The organism is Legionella stuttgartensis (assembly GCF_977063405.2).
In genome coordinates, this window is record NZ_CDRUHA020000044.1 from 82,909 (window position 1) to 103,619 (window position 20,711).

Below are 20,711 nucleotides of genomic sequence, written 5' to 3' on the forward strand. Positions count from 1 at the left end.
AGTCGGTTTCTATTTTGAATTGCCAAGGCAAAAAAAACTTTGATTATCATTGCCAGATGATCCTCTATCTTTAGGCGCCACTTGATGAGAGGAACACCCGTGAAATATTGAATCAACCTTTCTCTTGAAAAAAACTGCCTTGTTAACAAAATGCTGATAAGTCTGACTAATATCTTCCATGTATCCAGCTATGCGAATGGTATTGGCCACCTGTGATTTGATTTTTTTATGAATGGCTTCACTGGTATTAACCTGTTTTAACACATCCATTAGTTCTTGAGACGATAATTCTTTTTGGAAGTCTCGTAATGCCAAAAGTCCTTTACGTACTCGCATTAAATAACTGGTTGGTTCACCCGCTTTAAGCGCTTTTCGAATATGCTCTGTTAACAACAGATCAAAGTTGGTATTAAACAGCCTATTTTTTATAGCCGCTTTGGGAATATCCGATAGAACGTTCGCTAATTGTTTTAACTCCACGTCACTTGGCGGTTGCAAAGACATTTCACCAAAATCATACAACCCCAGCTGATGGTTCTGATGGCGCAATTGATTACCATGTCGGTCGGAATCAAAACACCCCCCCTGAAGAATGTTAATGAGCTCTACTGTGATGACTGCTTTAGCAATGGCTCGGCGAATTGCCTTGTCTTCCGGTGTCTGGTTAGGAAGTTCATTAAATTCGGTTCCATAAACACGTTGAATGAATCGATAGCCTTCACCACTTTTAATCAAATGAGCCGGATTTAGGGTAAAAGTATAGGGTTTATCATCAACGTTCACAGTGATGGAACGAGCGTAAAGTTTGGCTGCAATTTGATTTTGCTGCTCACTTAACTTTCTGTCCATTTCAATTTTCGACAGTTCTTGGGCCTCACTGATGATCGATAAAATACTCTCGCGAATAGGTTTCATATCAGCGTGCGAGCAAGCCTCAATGGTCTTTTGCAAATGCCTAAAACCTTCTTGCGCATTTTTTGCTGCATGCTCACGCAACATCAATAGCACCACGTCCTGTCCATCTTCTAGCTCTACTTCCAGAGCTAAGTTATAGGAGGCCGAGCCTAAAAGAGCTCCAACACGTTTAATCATTTTGCGATCGTCACGAGACACCACTTCGCGCAAGAGCCGCCATAATTGCCAACGGTGAGGTGGATTCGCTCGTCCCTTCAAGTGATCCAGATCGCGGCGGATATGTTCAGGGGTATTCGGATGACTATGAACTGCCTGAGCCAGTTTGACATAGGCAGGACCCATATGTTCACATAACATGGCCAACTTTTTACCCGCGCTAGATGATTGCCCAGTCCCAGTCGACTGGTTGGTGGCTACTAACATGCCTGCTAATAAATGGCTGCGAATGTATTTATCCGCCGTCTCTAGGTAAGCTTTCAGCAAAGCGTAAGCAAAATTTTCCTCTTTATCTGTTTCGGCATGCGGGAACAATTTATGAACAACGTAGGAAAAGGCTTCTTCGTATGCGTCTTCCATCTCATCTGCAGTTTTTACTTTATTGGCAGGAATAAGCAAGTGATCCACAATAACCGCTCGCTCTTCCAGACTTACATCCCAGAACTGCGCGTAAAGAGTTCTTAACATTAACGCAATAGTTCCTGGCTTGTCCTTCTCAATTTCTGCTAAATTGTCACTGTAGCCTAACCGTTTTGCCAGACCGTTTATTTTATGATGGGTTAATAAATAACTGGAAAATTTATCGGTTGTTTGACGACTAATCGGAGAAGAAATAAATTCCAAAAATTCCCTTATGTCGTTCTTGTCTTCACTTAGTTTCCGAGAGGCTGCGGCCAGGCTACTAATAGAAAAGTCGATTTTTTCCTGTTGATTCGTCGATAAATATTTATCTGGCTCTAACAAAATCCCTAAATGCTCAGTCACTTCCCACTGTGATTCAATGGCATTAGCCAATCTCGAAAGCATTAATGTGACATCTCGTTTTGCCATATTTTTATACAGACGATTAATCACGGCTAGTATCTTTTCTTTATATTCCTGAGATTGGTCATCCTGTCCATATTTATCTCTTAGATCTTGAACTAACTGTGCAATGGCTTCATTACGCAAAGTAATATCACTAATCGGAAGACTGATTGAATTCTCCACGAAGAGAAGCTCTTCCAATGCTTGGATACGCTCATCGCGTTCTGAAATTCCTTTGATCCGCTCGATAACCAGCCGAGAAAAATGTTCTTGTACTTCGGGGGAGGGAAATATCAGTTGTGAATCAAACGTACGATAGATAAGGATTAAATCATTAGGTGTTAAATGGCTTGTTCCACTGGCTTCTTGAGGTAAACTCCAGAGAAATGATTTAAATAGGTCGGCACGGTCCACAGGATTATGCATAAACTGGCCAGCAAGTTTTAGTAAGGTTATTGTCTCTTTGGTCAACACCTCATAATTTCCGTATTGCTTTAGATGTTCCTTAAAAAAGCCGACTGCAATAGAATGGGACAGGAGCCGTTCTTGATCTTTAACTAAAGTGAGTAGCTGTTCCAAACAATCAAGACTAAGTGTATCAAAAGGCAAGCGAAAAATATGAATATACGCCTGAGGCGGAATTTCATAAAGATACATTGAGATGGTATCCAGTAATTTCAGTTGTTCTTCTGTGGCAAATAAATCAAATTTTTTGTCCTGAAATTGCTGATTAATAAAAAATTGAACATAGGGAGTGTTATAATGTAACGTTGATTTTACTTCATTTGAAATCAGTTGTAGGTGCTCCAGATCTCGCTTATCTTCTCGTCCTAGGAAAAAGCTTTTCACAACGGCTTTCTCTTCTGGTGTCCCAGTCATGGCTATATTGGTAAACTCAGAAAGCAAAAATTGAATGGCTAGGTTGTCAATATTGCGAGCCTGATATTCTGAAGGTTTGATTAATACAGGCCAATTCAAATCATAATACTGCTTAAATTTATTTTCAAAAGACTCTTCACTAAAAAACATTTCGAAGTTGACGTTAAATTTCTGGATTACATTCTCAGATAAAAACTCCAATACAGTTTCAAAATAATCATTACTACCATATGCAGCATACTGTAGAGGTAATTTAGTCATTGGTTTGTAATCAGAATAATTAATGACGAAAGACAATAGTTTTTTTTCAGGTAATAAAGACCATAAGTTTTGATCGCTAGTCACACCAAGGCGCCATAATGTCTCAGCAATAATAGAGCTTTCATCTTTTTGTGCCCATTCAAGATGACTCGACCAAGGTACCTCAGTTACATCATCCTGTGGTGCAAAAGTATTCCAGTTAATGTGCTCGCCGATAATTGAACCAAAAAATCGCTCATTTCCGACAGGCATGCGCTGATGCACTTGCTCAAATTGATAGGTATGAGCTCTTGCCCGGCCACGCGACAGGTTAAAATGACCTATGTATTTTTCTTGTAACGCTTTTAAGGTCTCGGCCGTCTCTTTTGCTTCTTTAAAACTTTTTGCTTTGACAAACGCATCAATTGCATTGTTTATGGCCTTAAAAAGTCCAAATGGAGGTACCCGGACGTGCTCAGCTAAATAAGTTCGACTCGTAAAATGTTGATGAACAAGAGCCAGATAAACACGTTCAAAGGATGGGATTCGCAATTCAAAAGCCCGTTCAATTAATTCGTTCGCTGCTTTCTCCACTTCTGCATCGTTCAAATTAATATTCATCGCATACAGAATCGAACAGAAATCCCTGACCTTAATTCCAATTTTAGACGTTAGCTCATAAGGTAATAATTCAACCGTTAGCTCTGCTAATTTTGACTTTAAAAATTTGAGTTTTGCTACGGTATCTTCACATGCATCACATTCTTTTTTATAAAAAATATCTCGGCTAATCGGAGCAACAGCATTTAAAAGGGTAGCTGGTAAAGACGTTTGTTTTTTTTCATCGCGCTCATTTTCTTTGATAGCCAACCAAGTTAACAAATTTTTAATACGTTGATGATAATCCGCTAATACCACTTCTCGATAATCATGAATCAAATAGAAAGGTGTGACATCACTCACATCCCATTTATGTTGTTCCTGAAAGTTAATGCTTTTTCTTAAGTAACTAATAGCTGCTTGTACATTATGGCATTGGTCAATCGTTAATTTATCGAGTTTGAATTGTTCATCGGCTGAAATCTCATAATAAACTCCAACACCTTCATGTTTAATGTAAAGTAACTCGTTGGCTAAAGCGAACTCTAATTCTTCAACAGTATAAACGCCATCTTGCATTTGCTTAAGAAAATCGCTGTGAATGACAATCGCGGGCTTAGTAAATCCGGCCAGCGAATTTACCAATTTATCGCCTGTTGTTGTAATAAAAATTTCAAGTGGATCTTCGAAATTCTGGGGACGTAATTTATTAATCAGTTCAGTAAGAAATGCTTTGGTTTCTTCGAATCCAACTTCATCCAACGAATGCAATTGATGTTCTTCCATCATCAGTGGTTTACGTTTTTCTAGGTCTTCGTTCCCTGTCATCTGATAATATTTGTTCGCATCATGGATCGTAGAGCTCAGATGATAATCTTCAACCGTAAAAGGGATAGACTCCCATGTAGCCCCTTCTGGGTAAGAAATATAAAAATAAGGTAAGGAAGAATAATCCTCTGTAAGACAGGCTAGTCCATTCCATGGGTCTAAAAGGATCCCCCCCCATTGGCTGATGTCATTGAGAGAACTATCGGGATTTCGGTCAATGACCAAAAACGTGTGGCCATCGGCAGGGTTACCATCATCATCAAAGTAATAAATAGAAATTTTCTCAACGATGGTATCGCTATCAATTAAATATTCATCATATAATCTTTTAAGGGCAATGCAAGTATGTTCATCACAAAACCCCGTACTGATTCCCGGTTTATCGAAATATTGACCCTCTGCAAATATTTTTGATTTTTGAATTGTTTCTCTTACCTTTTTATCCCCCCCCTTTTGCAAAAGCACAGCATTTTCCCGTCTAAATTGCTTTTGAAAGGCATCTCGATGTTCAACAAGTTCATCAATTTTTTTAAACCGATAAGCTAATTCTTTATCGGTAATCGTTAATTCTTCGCCCTGGCATAAAATCTCGATGAACTGATCAGCATGTTGTTCAAGGTAGTCATCCATTTCTGTGACGTTAACAGTGCTGCTTCCTCTTCCAAGCAGTTTTTGGGATCGTGCAATTTTTTCACACAAAATCGTAGATTGTTTGAGGATAATTTGTTTTAAACTTTGCTTCTGACTATTATTTAGATTGTGCGGCGATTTTACCTGCTCATCGAGACAAAACTCCCTGAAGCGCGCATTAATAAATTCAAAAATATGGCACTCAATTTCCTTTTGTTCTACATAGCGTTCATACGCTTCGTACTTCTTATCATGAGCCTCAAGATATTCCATTTCGTACATACATGATTCTAATTGCTGATCCTCAGGAGTTCTTGCCCTTATGTCCTGTTCATAGGCTTTTATTTTGCTGCGATCAATCTGTTCAAACTCTTCATATCGATTCGCTGCCAAAGGAATTTTTTGATTAATTGAATTTTTAATCTCAATACATTTCTTTAATAATTTATTTCTCTGTTCTTTATCTTTCATATGAATACCCGTTAATAATCTGTTTACAAACAAATGAACTTGTTAAAATTCTGATTGCTTGGTGCATAAATAAGAATTACTAATCGAATATTAAAAAAATATTGAGACCCATATAACGGTATCGTTCGCCTTTTACATTACATTGCATCTTCATCTTATCAACCTAACTTACTGTATATTTAAATCTTGTTACTACGATATGGATACAGTTGTTATTTTTATCTTCAATATGAGAGAACGTTACACGCCGGAGACTTTGCAGAAACAGCGACCTCTTTAAAATGATCACTAGCTATGCTGTCTTAGGTGATGTACGTTACTCTCAACAGAATATATTCCAGTTGAGAACAACTAATCTCAGACTAGAGAAAAGACTTGAAGGTGTGTGGGTCGGGAGGAGTTGTAGCTATTCTAACAATATCAATAACATCCGAAGATGGAAATTGAAATAAATGACTTACTCGAGAAGAAAGAATAATGCTGTTATCTATGTTCTGCTCATAATTTTTTCTATTTGGAGTTTTAATTTGTGGCTTTTTACTAATAACTAACTCAGAATTAGCACTACTAACTCCTAAGTTGTTAAAAGCTGGATTTAAAGCCTGAAAAAATAAAATACTCATGTAGAAAAAACATTTTTGAGAACAATTTGTTGAAGTATTGCACAATAAGAATAATTTAACAATAAGAAAATGAACTTTTTTTAATTTTTTAAATCGGATCTGAACACTTTAATGTCGTTTTATATAGATTTATTAAACTCTTTACGTTGTTCATCATCAGATGGTTCAGAAAGTATTTCCTCTTTGAGTTTCTCTTAAGTCAAAACTAAATTTCAGAGTTTGACGTTTAAAAGACATTAGATTTATAACACTTACTCAAATGGGTTTGGGCTAGGTATTCTGGGATGATGATCATTGTATTAAATTAGACTAATTGTGCTCCGACCCAAGGTATTGGGAAAACCTCTTCGCTCAATATAGTTCTTTTAAAATCATGTGGTTAGGTTATGATGAGTAATGGATGCGATAACATCAGTGACCGTAATTTCAGGCTTCGCTTGGCATTCTTGTTTTATAGTTAATAAATTACTTGCAATATCTTCACTGCTAACATCCTCGCTTAACAAATCATAGGCAAACTTAGACGAAAATTCTATACCATCAATAATTAGACTTACATCATCCGTTGGACAGTTACTTTCATAACAAGCGATCCGGTAACGGTCAATGTGCGCTACTAACCGTTCATAATTATCATCATGTTGTAATACCAACCCTTGTTTCACTTCGAGGGCTTGTACAAGATGCTTGAAGTGCTCATTTAAATAGCTCATTGCATGCAGGCGAGTTTCAGGTTCATGTGCCTTTAAGTCTGCTAGAGCGTGTTGTATACCAACCACCCTTTCCTTTAGATCTGGATACAAGTTCGAAATCGCTTCAACCAGATGTTGGGCATGCAATTCGTGGAGGGTGACCCCTAGACTGTAAATATCATCTGCTCGAGTAAAATTATAATCATCGGTAGGATGGAATTCTACAACCTCTGCTTGTTGAGGAGAAATATAGCCGGGTGTACCAAACTTTGCATCATTAGCAGTGTAGACGCCTTCATGCATCTTAACTGCCGAACCAAAGTCTATTAATTGTACCTTCGCAGTATCCGTAAGCATAAAATTTTGTGGCTTAATGTCGCGGTGGAGATAATTTTTCCTATGGAGTTCTGCTACTTGCTCCATGATGTTATCGATGACCTGCGCATAACCCGCTACAAAAGATCCCCATTGGAGAGGAGCATCCGGATTTGTCTCAACCGAATTCTTAATTTCTTCAAAAATTGCAGTTGGATTTGACTCTTTTGCCCCAGTGAGCATCACTAAATCCGAACCACGCAGCAATGGCATAGTGGAATAAACTAACAAATCCGTAGCAAAAGCTGTTGCCGGAATGCCCAAATGTTCAAGTATGGCTTGGTTCTTCAAAGCATCTTGTAAGGAGCGCTCTTTGGTTTGAGGAATTATCTCTGTTGCTAATCGTTTTTTAAAAAACTCAACTAATTCATCTTGATTTAGTTCGTCGTAATCTGCGTCCGGATATTTTTCAAGATACATAATACGCATCATATGTTCATAATTTTCCAAAAACTTATCATCGTCAGTGACAAATAGTATAATCATGTCCCGCAGATCGCGGCCAGGAAAACATTCTTTAATGGCAAGCCAATTGGACATACCTTTTTCGTCAATCTGTAACCCAGCCATCATGACTCCTTCCCCGCCCTCACCCAAAACAATTTCCGATAAAACATATATATTGGCACCATCATATAATGTTCTGAATGGCACATCGTCTGTACTTTTTAAGCAAAAGGGTGGTGGACTGGAACATTGTTTTATATTTTTTATAATCATCTGGATTTGAATGTCATTAAGTAAGGGTAAGTTTTGACCCATTAGTTCTTTTTGTTGTATAAGAGTAGGCTTAATCACTACATCCTGATTGGTATTTTTTGGGGAGACCTTTTGGGGTGGCTTTTGGAATAGCTTCTTAAACATATTATTTTCACATTTAATACATAATAGATAATTATAGAACTTATGAGCAAATATTGTATAATCTGACCCGTTTATTACTATTTTGAAAAAAGGATTGGCATGCCCATTAATCATGAAATATTGCAAAATCTGACTCGCAATGCGAGCAACTTAAGCACCTTAGACCTGAGTAATCAGCAACTCACTGGGGCTGATATAAAAATGTTATTAGAGGCTCTGGTTTCTAATACCCATTTAGTACGATTAAATCTCGCAAATAATTTATTCGGCGATGAAGGAGCTTACTTGCTGGCAAAAGCGCTTCGGGTCAGTGAATTAAATGTAAGCCACAATCATATTTCTGATAATGGAATAAAAGCCTTTATTGAAAATAACGACTTGGATGCTATAAACGTACAAGGCAATGCTTTTACGTTCATTACACGTAAACGTCTTGATCAAAAAACAGCTGCAAATTATAAAGCGAAAATTAGCAAACTAGCACTAACCTTGAGTGTTTTGGCTCAGGGAAGAGGTCAGGAGGCGAGTTTATTAGCGTTACCTCCCGAGCTTATGTTTACTATTATTGGTTATATGACCCCCAGTTGGTGTGCTAGAAGCGCATTGAATAAAATGGCAACCATAATATTTAATAATATTAATTATGATAGCGACCAACAAAAAATATTTAACTGGAATCGACCTACAGAAAAACCATTTAAATTGCCCAGTTTTTTTTCTATCCCAAAGACATATATACCCGCGACTATTAAAAGAACTGAGCTTGAGGCGCAAGAGGAGAGAATAAAGAAATTTGCGGCAATTACATAAAATGCTCCCTACTCAACCCTTCTTATAAAACTGGATTTAAATAAATTGCATTTGTATCAATGGTGTTAAACTCTTCCTCTTTTGCTACCATGTTGAAAAGAGCTGGCATTTTTTCATGAATTTGCTCAATAAGAACGTCATCTGCTGCTTGATTATTTTCAAATGGTATTATTTGATGAGAAGGATTCTCAAAAAACTTATCCATCTCATTGGCGTACCTCGGACTTACTTTGCTTTCTTTATTTTGAAATCTTCTGGTTAGGAAATGCGCTCGAACCGTTGGTGCCACATCAATCAATACAAATTTCAGCTCTGGTATGGCATGTAATAACTTAAGTCGGTATTTGTCCAGATACATCGCTTGTGAGACAACAAATCCCTGCTCTGGATTTTTTTCTTTTTGAGTTTTGATTACATCAATCAAAACATTAACATATTCATCAATCATCTCGGGAGTCATTTGTTCATCTTCGATTAAACAATCTAGCATCCTCGGGGTAATGTGTTTATCGCCATCGATATGGATGATATTTAACTTCTCGAGCAGCTTCCCTATATAACTTTTTCCTGAACCAGTTTTCCCAAACAAAAAATAGATGATCATTGATTAGTACCGAATAATAAATATTTTATTGAAATAAAAATACCTTAAAATAAGCCGGATGTGTATTATTTTTATCTAATTCCAGCAAATCCAGGCCAATACTTGATCAAAAAGGCACATATATTTGAATTTTCAGTTACGGAATATTGGAATACAACGATTTTTAATAAGTTTACCCCGAGACGCATATGCAGAGCGGCCGTCTTTTAGTACATGTTTTCCCTATTCCAAGTGAGCCATACTCTTGTGCTAAAATTAACAATTAAGACATTAGCTATCACTATGGAGCTTATGCATGACCTCATCATCAACGGATATGAGCTTTGAGGAACAACATAAAATTTTAGAAGAATGGAATCAAACTAACTCTAAATATCCTTATGAGAAAATCATACCCGAATTGTTCGAAGGAAAAATCGAGCAGATATTCGATCAGGTAGGATTGATCTATCAATCAAATACACTTACTTACAGGGATTTTAATAATCGAGCCAATCAATTGGCCCATTATTTAAGAGAAATAGGAATTAAACAAAATACCTTGGTCGCAATTTGCATGGAGCCATGTTTTGAATTATTAATCGGTATCTTGGGAATTTTAAAATCGGGAGGTGCTTATATTCCATTGGATCCCAATAACCCTGCTGAACGCCAAAAAACTATATTATTTGATTCATGTGCAAAAATTCTAATAACTCATTCGCAACTAGCGCATCAATTTGAAGAAATGACAACATCGCAAGTGATCTGTTGGGACTCAATCGAATCAAAGCTAGCCACCTATCCTACCACCAATCCTAAACATATTAACAAAACGAATGACCTAGCTTATATAATCTACTCTTCCGGCTCCACAGGAACACCTAAAGGCGTAATGATAACCCATCGTAACGTTAATCATTTTGTGCATTGGTTTGGTAAAGCCATTTCAGTTTCATCGGCAGATATTTTTGATTTTTCATCTTCTATCTCATTCGATTTTTCAGTGTCATGTACTTTATTCCCCTTATTAAAAGGAATACAAATAGCAATTTGTCCTGAAAAGGATAAAAGAGATCCCTATTTATATTTAAAGCATTTGCAAGATACCCGTGTTTCTATTATTAAAATCACACCTAGTCACTTCAGACAAATCAATGGCATTGTATTGGACGAGAATAAAATGCTGGATTTGAAATACATTGTCTTTGGTGGTGAAACTTTGTTAGCAGGAGATATTAAGGATTGGTTAAAAAAATTTCCAAATCACAAACTCTTTTGTGAATATGGTCCCACGGAAGCCACCGTTGCGTCATCGTGGATAATCATTGATAAAAATAATATCCATCAATATACACATCGAATTCCAATAGGAAAACCCGCTTTAAATACGAAGTTGTTTATATTAGATAAAAATATGCACCCCGTTTCTGTTGGCGTTTTGGGAGAATTATATATTGGTGGTGATGGTATTGCTAAGGGATACTTAAATAAAAAAAAATTAACTGAGGAGAAATTTATTAAAAATCCTTTTAGTTCAGGTAGATTGTATCGAACCGGAGATTTATGTCGTTATTTAGAAGATGGGACTATTGATTTTGTCGAAAGAACCGATCATCAAATTAAAATTAGAGGCTTTCGAGTTGAAATTGGTGAAATTGAGAAATGTTTAACATCATATACGGGTATTCAAAATGTTATTATTCGAGCAAGAGCAGAACCTGGGACACTTGAAGAGAAACAATTGGTTGCCTATTGTATTCCAAAACAATCCGTAAAATTAGATATAAATGAATTGCGCGATTATCTAAAAAATCAATTGCCCAATTACATGGTACCCGCATTTTTTGTGATTATAGATGAGCTCCCCCTGTCCGCAAGTGGCAAATTAGATTTCCACAAATTGCCTGAACCGCAAACTAAAGAATTGAACCAAGTTATAAAACCACGAAACGAAACTGAAATCATACTGAAAAAAATTTGGTTAGAAATATTAAATTTAAAACACATTAGTATTGAAGATAATTTTTTTGATTTAGGTGGAAATTCATTATCAGCAGCGCGATTGCTCACCAAGATTCGACACATCACTCATAAAAATATTTTATTACAGGATATTTATAATACAGAAACGATTGCTCACCTTGCTGATGTTATCAATAATACTGCCTATATTTCCGAAGATGAAGAAGATGGAAATGAGCATCCTCAGCTTTTAAAAGCAATGCCATTAAATGAATTGCAATTTTTATTCTGGTTGATGAGATTATTTTATCCTAAGTCGAACATATCCAATATCGTGACTAGAAAACGAATCACAGGAAATTTGGATAAAAAAAAATTAGACACTGTCTTTGAATTATTATGTATAAATCATCCGATATTATGCTACAGCATCGCAAGATTCTCGCCTTTGCAATGTCCACAAAAAAATATTCGTCAACTCAAAGTAATTGAAAAGGACCTTAGCGATTTGAAATTGGAAGAACAAGAACACGAATTACATGTATCGTTAGATGAATTAGAAAATCAAAGATGGAAAAATAGATTACCATTGATCACGTTTAAATTATTTCGACTCGGAAATAATTCTTGTGAAATACAAATCGCATTATCTCATTTTATCAGTGATGAATTATCTGCGGAAATTGTGCTGAATGAGCTCTCTAATGCATATGTTCAGCCTGAGCCCTTCAGGAAAAAACAAGAATTAGTTTTTTTCGATTACATTCAACATGAACAAAGAGATCTTTGTAAAAACTTATCAAAAAAAATCGATTTCTGGGATAATTATTTAAAAAATATTCCCTTATTGGTTTTTCCCCAAAATCAAATTTTAAATAGCATTACTTCGTCATGTACTACATATTTTGAGATCCCCAATAAAACCTTGGACGGCTTACATCGCTTTTGCCAAACACATCGAATCGGTATTGGAGATACTTTGATAGCAGCAATTGGCTGTATTTTGGCTCCATACCTAAATGAAAAAAACAAAATAGCGGTCATTAATTTTGTTAAATCCATTCGTGAAAGTGATACGTATGATAATGCGGTAGGACTTTTTGTTCGAAATGATGTGATTAAAATTGACTTAAATCAACCGTCTACGTTACTCAAATTAGCAAAGCAAGTACAGAATTCACGAATTGAAAGTTTTTACTATCAATCATGTCCCGCTATAATAAAACTTGCTTTTCTTTTGCAAAAAGATTGGAAAAATAAAAAACTGAGCAACTTTTTTATAAAACTTTTCGCTCAAATATATGCCCGTATTTTTTATAAATATAAATTAAATTATAAAATTTTACTGATGTTTGGCCGAGTATTTTTGGCACGCAAAAAACATAGTTTTTTTGTTAATATCAACATCATGAATCATTTTATTTATGATAACTCGGAAACAAAATTGTTTGGGTTTAGGCAAAAGCCAGTTAAAGCGTACCACGGTGATAAGCTGGTTGAAAAAAATGTACTCAATATTTGGTTTGATCGAGATGCCCATGGTAAATCATATCTCATAATATCGGGTAATTTACGATCTGAATTTCGCGGTGTTATTGGTTCCAATTTATTAGAAATACTTGCCTCATGTTCAATATGACATTGCGAAGAAATGATGTTTTGATTATTGATTCTTCATTTGTAATTTTGCTGCGTATTGTTTGAAATAATCGATATACTTGAATAACGTACTCCAACATTCTAGACGAATATTTGGATCACTCGCATTCACTGTGCAAACTGTTTCTAAATCAGTAACTGTTGCATGAGTGACATAGTAACATTTATTCTCTTTTAATGATGAAATAACATGCACTAAATTGAAATTCTCGAAATGGAGCATACAATCATCTGGCACAGCAAAACCCGATGGTAATAATCCCTGTCTCACTGCGTTGATGTAAGCATCCATACGCTCCAAATATTGATTATTACTATAAACACAAAGGGACTTTCTTTTCGAATTAGCATGAGGGCAAAAACTTTCTTTAAACCAACCTAAGCAGGACATTGCATTATATTGTCCTGGTATAGAATCACTTAATCCTGAATGAAAGGGATACATTCCACCAGCACTGACACCTGCTAAAAGCGGTAATCGATTTTCGGATTTCAATTTATTTAAGACAAAACTAAATCCCGATTTTTCCCATATTTCCAACATTTTTTCTGTATTGCCACCACCAATAAAAAGTATATCTTGTTGCGTAAGATAGTTTTCAAGCTGTTCCTTTGTTGACTGGGATTTTGTTAGGACTAATTCTGAGGTAATGACACTTTTTCCAAATTTTGCACGTACAAATCGAGAAAAGAAAACGCGTTCGATCAATCTATCGTTACCAGCAGTGCCAATATAACAAAAATGAATATCCGACTTTTTAATTAAACCGAACGCATACTCCATAAATCGATTGAGGGTACGATTTAGGGTTATGAAATTACTATCATCAAAGCTCATTAACAACATATGAGTCATGGGTCGGCACTCTATTAACAAGAAAAATTAGTAAGAATATATCGTGCGTATATGTCTCATTGATAATTATAGCATGTGTAATTTATAAACAGATCGAAAGCGATGAGGCAACCGCATTTTAGGTCAAGCCAAGGCACCCACACTTACGGGGGTGAAGCCCATCTCGTCCTGTTAAATGTGGGGTTTTCTGTTCGAACAATTTCCTCCGGGGTAGGTTCAGATAAAGAAATTATGAATTCAGTTAATGGCACAACATCTCCTATAGGACTTTACTTTGGCATATCTCTAAATATCACTGTCTTCAAGCTGAGGTATCAAGTAAAACGAGCTCCTTAGAGAGCCTTTTTAAATCAAAAAGTTAGCTCCAATTAGAGATTCTCACTATGAAAGTAGGTAAACGATTTAACCTGCCCCCCCTATGAATAAATGAAATACTATGGAATAATTATTGGCCAACCTCAACAATATTAGTATACTTATATGAAATTAAAAGCACTTATTTTAATGGCGTCTATCTTTTTTCCTGTCGCTTTATTCGCGAGTACTGGGACTTGTCCTTTAGCAAATGGGATCAATGTTCATACCAAAAAGCGAACTTTAAATATTTGTAAACACGGCACTGTAATTAAGACCTTTAAAGTAGCTCTTGGATATAAAGGCGTGGGTAAAAAACACGCAGGAGATAATAAAACTCCAATTGGTTTGTATGGGTTAGCACATCCAAGAAAATCCAGTCAATTTAAAGTCTTTATCCCAATTCTCTATCCCACTTCAAAGCAAGCAGCAGCAGGATATACAGGGAGAGATGTCGGAATCCATGGACCAACTCAGTCATCTACTCGGCTTAGTTGGTTCAGCAACTTACCTGGTTCAACCCGTGGATGCATTGCAGTTGGCAAAAATAACTATATCGAGTATGTGGCTAATTGGGTAAAAGCCAACCCCGGGACTAAAGTTTTAATTATTTAAATTGAGCCTAAATTTGTAGCATAATTCTTCGTAAAAAATAGCGGCCGTCTCAGACGAGATAGCCGCCTTTTCATAAAACAGTTGGATATTTATTAAATAGTACTCCTTTTACTGGAAAGCGCCGTGATCCCAAGCAGGGTTTGGATTAATTGACGTTTGTATTGATTTATAATAGCGTATGCTTGTTACATGATGTAATCGATTGGACAGTTAAGGATAATTATGCGCTCACCTAAAATACTCTTTACTGGTCTTATATTACCGCTTGTTTGTTCCGCAGGAACGATGGGTAATGTAAATCCTTCTAAGATCTGGTCTGTCCCGATTCAAGGAGGCTTTTTTGGAGCCTCTCAAGGTAAAAGTCAGCATGTTGATATTGAGAGTTTAATAGGTAACCAATATACCGTGGACAACAATTCCCAAATTAGTGGGCTTGTTGGTGCGGGCTTATATTTTAACGGTCCTTCTTATAATTGGTTTCAGCTGTCCTATGGGGTTGATGTCTTTTATTTAGGTCAAACTAAAGTGCAAGGAGACATTATTCAGGAGGATATATTCACCAATCTTTCATATAAATACAGCATTCAAAATGTACCCCTCTATGCGGCAGCTAAAGCGCTTATATACACAAATAACCCCATTTACAATATTACTGTCGATGCAGGAATAGGTCCTAATTTTATGAGGACCTCTGGCTATCATGAAATGCCATTAGTTGACTTTGCTATACCTGATAATGCATTTAAAGGAACTTCCACAACAACTTTTACTGCGACGGTCGGGGCAGGAATCCGTTTAAACAATATTATTGCCCCAATACCATTTGAATGTGGCTATCGTTTCTTCTATTTAGGAAAAGGGCATTTAAATAGGGTAAATGATCAATACATTGATAACTTAACTACTGGTGACACCTATGCTAATGCACTTGTGTGCGCGGTAACTATATAACTAATTGACTCAATCAGGACTCTATATGATTAAAAGCCTAATGACGAAAAAGATATGGGGCGTTGTTTTTCTTGTTGTCATCCATCAAGCGGTTTGGGCAGCCCCTGGACGTATTTTTAAAATTACAGGTAACGGAGCTCCTGTGGATATTAACGTTACCTTATGTCCCAATGCAAAAGGACCTGCGAGCTGTCAAGATTATAATGTTTCCACTGTCAATTTAAGCTTACTAACTACTGTGCCAAACCATACCTATCCCTTCGCTGGAATCAAGATTAACTCTCCTTATTATTCAATAGCAGCAGGTTGCACTCCCTTAAGCAATGGATTTTGTATGTTTTCAGTGAGTAACTCCTCACCTGCCATTATTCAAATTAAAGTTCCTGATTACATTATTATTGGTGCAGGTACCGCAGGTGCTCTTCTCGCTAAAAAATTAAGCGACGACTTTAATACTTCAGTTATTGCCTTGCATAACGGATCGAATTTGGATCACGATCCCCTGATCAGTCTCTCAAAAAATGCCCTGATTACGTTATTATCAGGATTAGTTGGTCCTCCGTTATATGTGCTCACTAATACGATTCCACAACAATTAGATGCAAATCGAATGTTAAACTGGGTCTATGCAGTACCTCTGGGTGGAGCATCATCGATAAATGTGGGGGCTTGGTGTCGCGGTACAAATCAAGTTTACGCTCAATGGGAAGCAGTAGCAGGACCGAACTGGTCTTTGGCAAATATTCAGAATACCTATGTTGAATTAGAAAAATACATGGGCAAAACTACAAATCCTGCCAGCCGAGGATTTAACGGTCCACTCCCAATTAGACAAGAAAAAACCCCTACTTTAGTATCTACTAAATTTACGAAAGCAATCATGAATGCTACTCATGTAGGTTTTGTTCTTGATTATAATGATCCCATGACCCCTATTGGAGCTTCATCTCAATTTCAATACACACAAATGGGGACAGATGGCGCGTTACGAGCCAGTAGTTCGCGGGTTTTTTTAAACAATACGGTAATGGATAAGGATGGCAATGGCGTTAATGGACGTCAATTGCGTGTATTATTTCATGCTACTGCAAATAATGTGATTTGGAGTGGCAACAAGGCTGTAGGAGTGACTTATTATCATAATGGCACACCCAAAAAACTATATGCCGCAAAAGGAGTTATTGTAAGTGCTGGAATTAAGAGCAGCTCGTTTTTAATGCGCTCTGGAGTAGGACCAGCCGCTGTATTACGGTCGCTTAAGATTCCTGTAGTCTATGATAACCCCAACGTAGGAAAAGGATTGGCGGATCAACCTCATGTCATACTGATCTATACTTCTAATCCTAATGACACCCCTTCATCACTAGTGCTTCAGATTGCGGGCAACATTATGTCTGCTTTAGCAAATACACCTATTGGACAACAATTTATTAAATATATTGGCTCTCGGGTAAATGCACCCAATGGTGTATTTTCGCAAATTGCAATGTTGCCGAATCCGAATGGAACTAATCCTGGAGTACGTTCTATACGATTTGCCTCAATAAATCCGATTCCAGGCATCACAGTGGTCTTATTGGATCTGGTGCAACCAGCAAGCCGCGGTTCAATTGTGATTAACAGCAGTAATCCTTTTGTAGAGCCCAGCATGGACTTAGGCGAGTTTCAAGCACAATCGGATCTCACTCTTTATATTAATGCATTTCAAAATTACATTAAAAATATCAATACACAATTACAAATTATTGATCCTACCTATCAAATGATTTACCCCGACCCCTCGGTGCTTGACGATGTTCCTCAATTAACAGATTTTATAAAGCAAGGATTGGGAAGTAACATGGTTTTCCAAAGTCATTGCCGAATGGCCCCCTTAAACCAAGGAGGTGTTGTTGACGGTACCGGGCATGTGTACGGAGTACAAAATCTTATTGTAGCGGATAATTCAATTGTTCCTGTTCCAATAGATGGTACTACTATGGCGACGGCATATTTGATCGCAGAAAAGATAGCGAATATTTTACAAGAACAATAGATGAGGCATTGTTGGTGTTGATTAATCAATTAACGAAACTCGAAATCTCGAAAAAACTATTGAAACTACTACCTTTTCAACAGCTTTTTTCGGGATTATGGGGCATATTTAGCAATGCAGTAACTTTTGCACTTTCAAAGAAGAAAACACAAATTCCATCAATATCTATACGCTGATCCTCATCCTGAACAATATGTTTCATATAAAAACTAGTACGAACTATATATTCACCACGAGAACCGATATAACTTAAATCAGGAGTCATACTATTAGTGCTAACCACAAGGGTCATTTTTTTATGCAAAATGTTATCAAGTACTGATATATAACCTAATGCATTTAAAAAACAGCTGACAATTATGTTTCCCGACTCTAATAATGCAGATTCTTCAAGACTTCCCAGTTGCGTTGTCGATCCAAGCTTCCTCCGCAAAAGAACATCACATAATCTTAAAGCGGATGTTACTGGTAAAATAAATGAACCAATGCCCTCTAAAGTACCGATCAAGGGAGTAGTCATAATAATCGCGCCTCCCATTTTAGGATTAATTTGAGCTACCTCTTCTTTGATATTATCTTTTATACTGCTCTGCACCTCACATACTTTAACGCTCACATCCACATGAGCTAGCGTCATCTGTTGATCTAATAACCCTGAAAGTGCAAAGGTTGCTTCTGAGGCTGCAAAGCTCATTAATTCATTAAATCGTTTCCCTATCTTCATAATAGTTCATCCCGCATGTTTAGATTTTAAACTTAGAAAAAGTTCGTCGACATCTATAATTAAAATCGTCTCACCTGAGCCTAATAATGCTGTGCCAGAAAATAATTTACTACCTCGAATACTTGGATTGATGGGTTGGGTAATAATTTCTTCCGTGGTCAGCAGTGTATCTACAATTAAACCCAATAGTTCTTCTTCTTTTCTTAAAACAATTATAAATTGCCGTTCTTCTTCTACTGCTCTTTTTTCCTTAAAAAGAACAGACAAACGTAAAAGAGGAATATTCATTTCATCATACACAAAAGCTTCTTGGTGCAAAAGACGTGCTGTCTCATGAAATGGTATCGTTATTAAACGTTCTATACCATTTAAGGGGAGTGCATAAGTCTGATTGCCTTGCCGTACCAATAAAACAAGAATAACTGTTAAGGTTAAAGGAATTTTTATCGAAAATTGAGTCCCCTTTCCCTTTTCGGTCGCAACTTCTATCGACCCATTAATGGATTCGATTGTCTGCTTAACAATAGATAAGCCTAGCCCTCTACCTGAAATATCTGTCACTTTTTCCGCAGTGGAAATCCCATAAAAGATTGCATTGGTGACTTCTGCTTTTGCAGCTGTTGTGGATAATAAATTGTGGCGGACAGCAATATTTTTAATCGCTTCCAGATCAAGTCCAGCCCCATCATCACTTACTTCAATTACTACTGATTCTTTCTGGCGTTTAGCTCTTAACGTGATAATTCCCTCTTCCGATTTTTTTTTCGTCTTTCTAATATCGGTAGCTTCTAAGCCATGATCAATCGCATTTTTGATTAAGTGGGCAAGAGATTCACTTATCCCGTCGATTAATGAACGGTCCACCTCGATTTCTCTGCCTTCCGTGTGAAACGCCACCTGTTTTTTTTGTTGTTTAGCGAGATCTCTGACCATACGAGAAAATCGATCGAAAACAAATCCTATAGGGACTAGTCGTATTTGCATGACGTAATACTGTAACTCATTGAGTGTTTGATTCAGAATACCCACGGTGGCAGTTAATTCAGAGGATTGAATGGTTTCGCTTAAACTTTCCAACCTCATTTTGTTAATAAGTAATTCTTTCGTTAAATTGAGCAATTTATCGAGACGGTCAACGTTCACTTCGATGCTGGTGATTGATTCCATACTACTAAATGATTCGATCGCAGAGAGATCCGCTGCTTGCTTCTCATTATTCGTTAATACCAAACTAATTTTTTTAATTATTGTTTCTGTATCAAGCTCTGGCTGTCCCCCAGAGATTTCTTTCAGGTTTTCTTTTAAAAAATCAAAGCAATTAAATAAAAGATTAATACACTTTTTAAGTGGAATTTTTTTCGTGCGAATCGCATCTAACAAATCTTCAATAGCATGATTTAAATTTGCTATTTTTTGAAATCCCATTGTGGCAGAAATACTTTTGAATGTATGAGCATTGCGAAAAATATCTTGTAGATTTTTCTTATTGTCTGGATGTTTTTCCCAATTAATAAGAGCCAAATTCATATTTTTAATATGAGCATTTGCTTCACTAAGAAAAGCTTCCATATATTTATTTATGTCTTCATTCATTTACAACACCTATAGAGAGTTATAAATATTTCTTAAGTTCATTTTTAATTTGTTCAATCTCAAAAGGTTTTTGAATATATCCTTTTGCTCCTAAGGTTTTACACTGCTCCTTAATCGATGCGTGACCAACTGATGTAATCATTAATACGTTCAAATGGGGATATTTATGATGGATACTTTCTAAGAGTTTTATTCCTTCTATTTCACTTGCATTCATAACTATGTCTAATAACACGAGGTCGGGGGATTTTTGTTTGAGATGAAGTAAAGCGGCTTGTTTGCCATCAGCCTCTATGATTTCGAGGTCAGTGAAATTACCATTTAAAATATCTTTTAAAATTATTCGCATGAAATTGGAATCATCTACAATCATCACCATCTTCCCCATTATTTTCTCCTCAACAGAGATCTACCCATCTCGTTCTT

13 protein-coding genes are annotated in these 20,711 nt (G+C 36.6%); 5 read left to right on the top strand and 8 right to left on the bottom strand.

Features of this window, described 5'->3' with window-relative positions; translation table 11 throughout:
• Positions 1–9: 9 nt before the first annotated feature.
• The 3 genes from ACWTEW_RS11300 to ACWTEW_RS11310 form a co-directional block, all read right to left on the bottom strand.
• The gene (locus ACWTEW_RS11300) at positions 10–5,586 is read right to left on the bottom strand and encodes an ABC transporter (RefSeq protein WP_454781733.1); all 5,577 of its coding nucleotides are present in this window, start codon (positions 5,584–5,586) and stop codon (positions 10–12) included.
• 362 nt (positions 5,587–5,948) lie between these two features.
• On the bottom strand, positions 5,949–6,209 hold the full coding sequence (locus ACWTEW_RS11305) for a hypothetical protein (RefSeq protein ID WP_454781734.1): 261 nt from the start codon (positions 6,207–6,209) through the stop codon (positions 5,949–5,951).
• Between the two features lie 371 nt (positions 6,210–6,580).
• Positions 6,581–8,140, bottom strand: coding sequence for a protein kinase domain-containing protein (locus tag ACWTEW_RS11310; RefSeq protein WP_454781735.1), 1,560 nt, complete (start codon positions 8,138–8,140; stop codon positions 6,581–6,583).
• A gap of 99 nt (positions 8,141–8,239) precedes the next feature.
• Between ACWTEW_RS11310 and ACWTEW_RS11315 the strand changes: the two genes are divergently transcribed.
• A complete protein-coding gene (locus ACWTEW_RS11315) occupies positions 8,240–8,950 on the top strand; it encodes a leucine-rich repeat domain-containing protein (RefSeq protein WP_454781736.1) in 711 nt (236 codons plus the stop codon).
• Between the two features lie 22 nt (positions 8,951–8,972).
• Here ACWTEW_RS11315 and ACWTEW_RS11320 read toward each other — a convergent pair whose 3' ends face one another.
• Positions 8,973–9,554: a hypothetical protein gene (locus tag ACWTEW_RS11320; protein WP_454781737.1), complete on the bottom strand. Its 582-nt coding sequence runs from the start codon at positions 9,552–9,554 to the stop codon at positions 8,973–8,975.
• A 295-nt stretch (positions 9,555–9,849) separates the two neighbouring features.
• On the opposite strand from ACWTEW_RS11320, the gene ACWTEW_RS11325 reads away from it, so the two are divergent.
• Positions 9,850–13,137, top strand: coding sequence for an amino acid adenylation domain-containing protein (locus ACWTEW_RS11325; RefSeq protein ID WP_454781738.1), 3,288 nt, complete (start codon positions 9,850–9,852; stop codon positions 13,135–13,137).
• Positions 13,138–13,161: 24 nt separating this feature from the next.
• Here the strand turns inward: ACWTEW_RS11325 and ACWTEW_RS11330 are convergent, their stop codons facing one another.
• Complete coding sequence (locus ACWTEW_RS11330) at positions 13,162–14,013, bottom strand: Type 1 glutamine amidotransferase-like domain-containing protein (protein ID WP_454781739.1); 852 nt, start codon at positions 14,011–14,013, stop codon at positions 13,162–13,164.
• Between the two features lie 480 nt (positions 14,014–14,493).
• Here ACWTEW_RS11330 and ACWTEW_RS11335 point away from each other — a divergent pair, with 480 nt between their 5' ends.
• The 3 genes from ACWTEW_RS11335 (at position 14,494) to ACWTEW_RS11345 (ending at position 17,968) form a co-directional block, all read left to right on the top strand.
• Positions 14,494–14,982 carry a L,D-transpeptidase family protein gene (locus ACWTEW_RS11335; protein ID WP_454781740.1) on the top strand — a complete coding sequence of 163 codons (489 nt, stop codon included), beginning with the start codon at positions 14,494–14,496 and terminating at the stop codon, positions 14,980–14,982.
• A gap of 222 nt (positions 14,983–15,204) precedes the next feature.
• Entirely contained in the window at positions 15,205–15,933 is a 729-nt protein-coding gene (locus ACWTEW_RS11340; protein ID WP_454781741.1) for a hypothetical protein, read from the top strand.
• A gap of 25 nt (positions 15,934–15,958) precedes the next feature.
• Positions 15,959–17,968, top strand: coding sequence for a GMC family oxidoreductase (locus ACWTEW_RS11345; protein WP_454781742.1), 2,010 nt, complete (start codon positions 15,959–15,961; stop codon positions 17,966–17,968).
• A gap of 76 nt (positions 17,969–18,044) precedes the next feature.
• On the opposite strand, the gene ACWTEW_RS11350 is transcribed toward ACWTEW_RS11345, so the two are convergent.
• Genes ACWTEW_RS11350 through ACWTEW_RS11360 form a run of 3 tightly spaced genes read right to left on the bottom strand, consistent with a single transcriptional unit; the run spans position 18,045 to position 20,658 of the window.
• Positions 18,045–18,692, bottom strand: coding sequence for a hypothetical protein (locus ACWTEW_RS11350; protein WP_454781743.1), 648 nt, complete (start codon positions 18,690–18,692; stop codon positions 18,045–18,047).
• Positions 18,693–18,698: 6 nt separating this feature from the next.
• Complete coding sequence (locus ACWTEW_RS11355) at positions 18,699–20,285, bottom strand: chemotaxis protein CheA (protein WP_454781744.1); 1,587 nt, start codon at positions 20,283–20,285, stop codon at positions 18,699–18,701.
• Between the two features lie 19 nt (positions 20,286–20,304).
• Positions 20,305–20,658 (bottom strand): response regulator, encoded by a 354-nt coding sequence (locus ACWTEW_RS11360; protein WP_454781745.1) that lies wholly within the window; start codon positions 20,656–20,658, stop codon positions 20,305–20,307.
• Positions 20,659–20,711 lie beyond the last annotated feature (53 nt).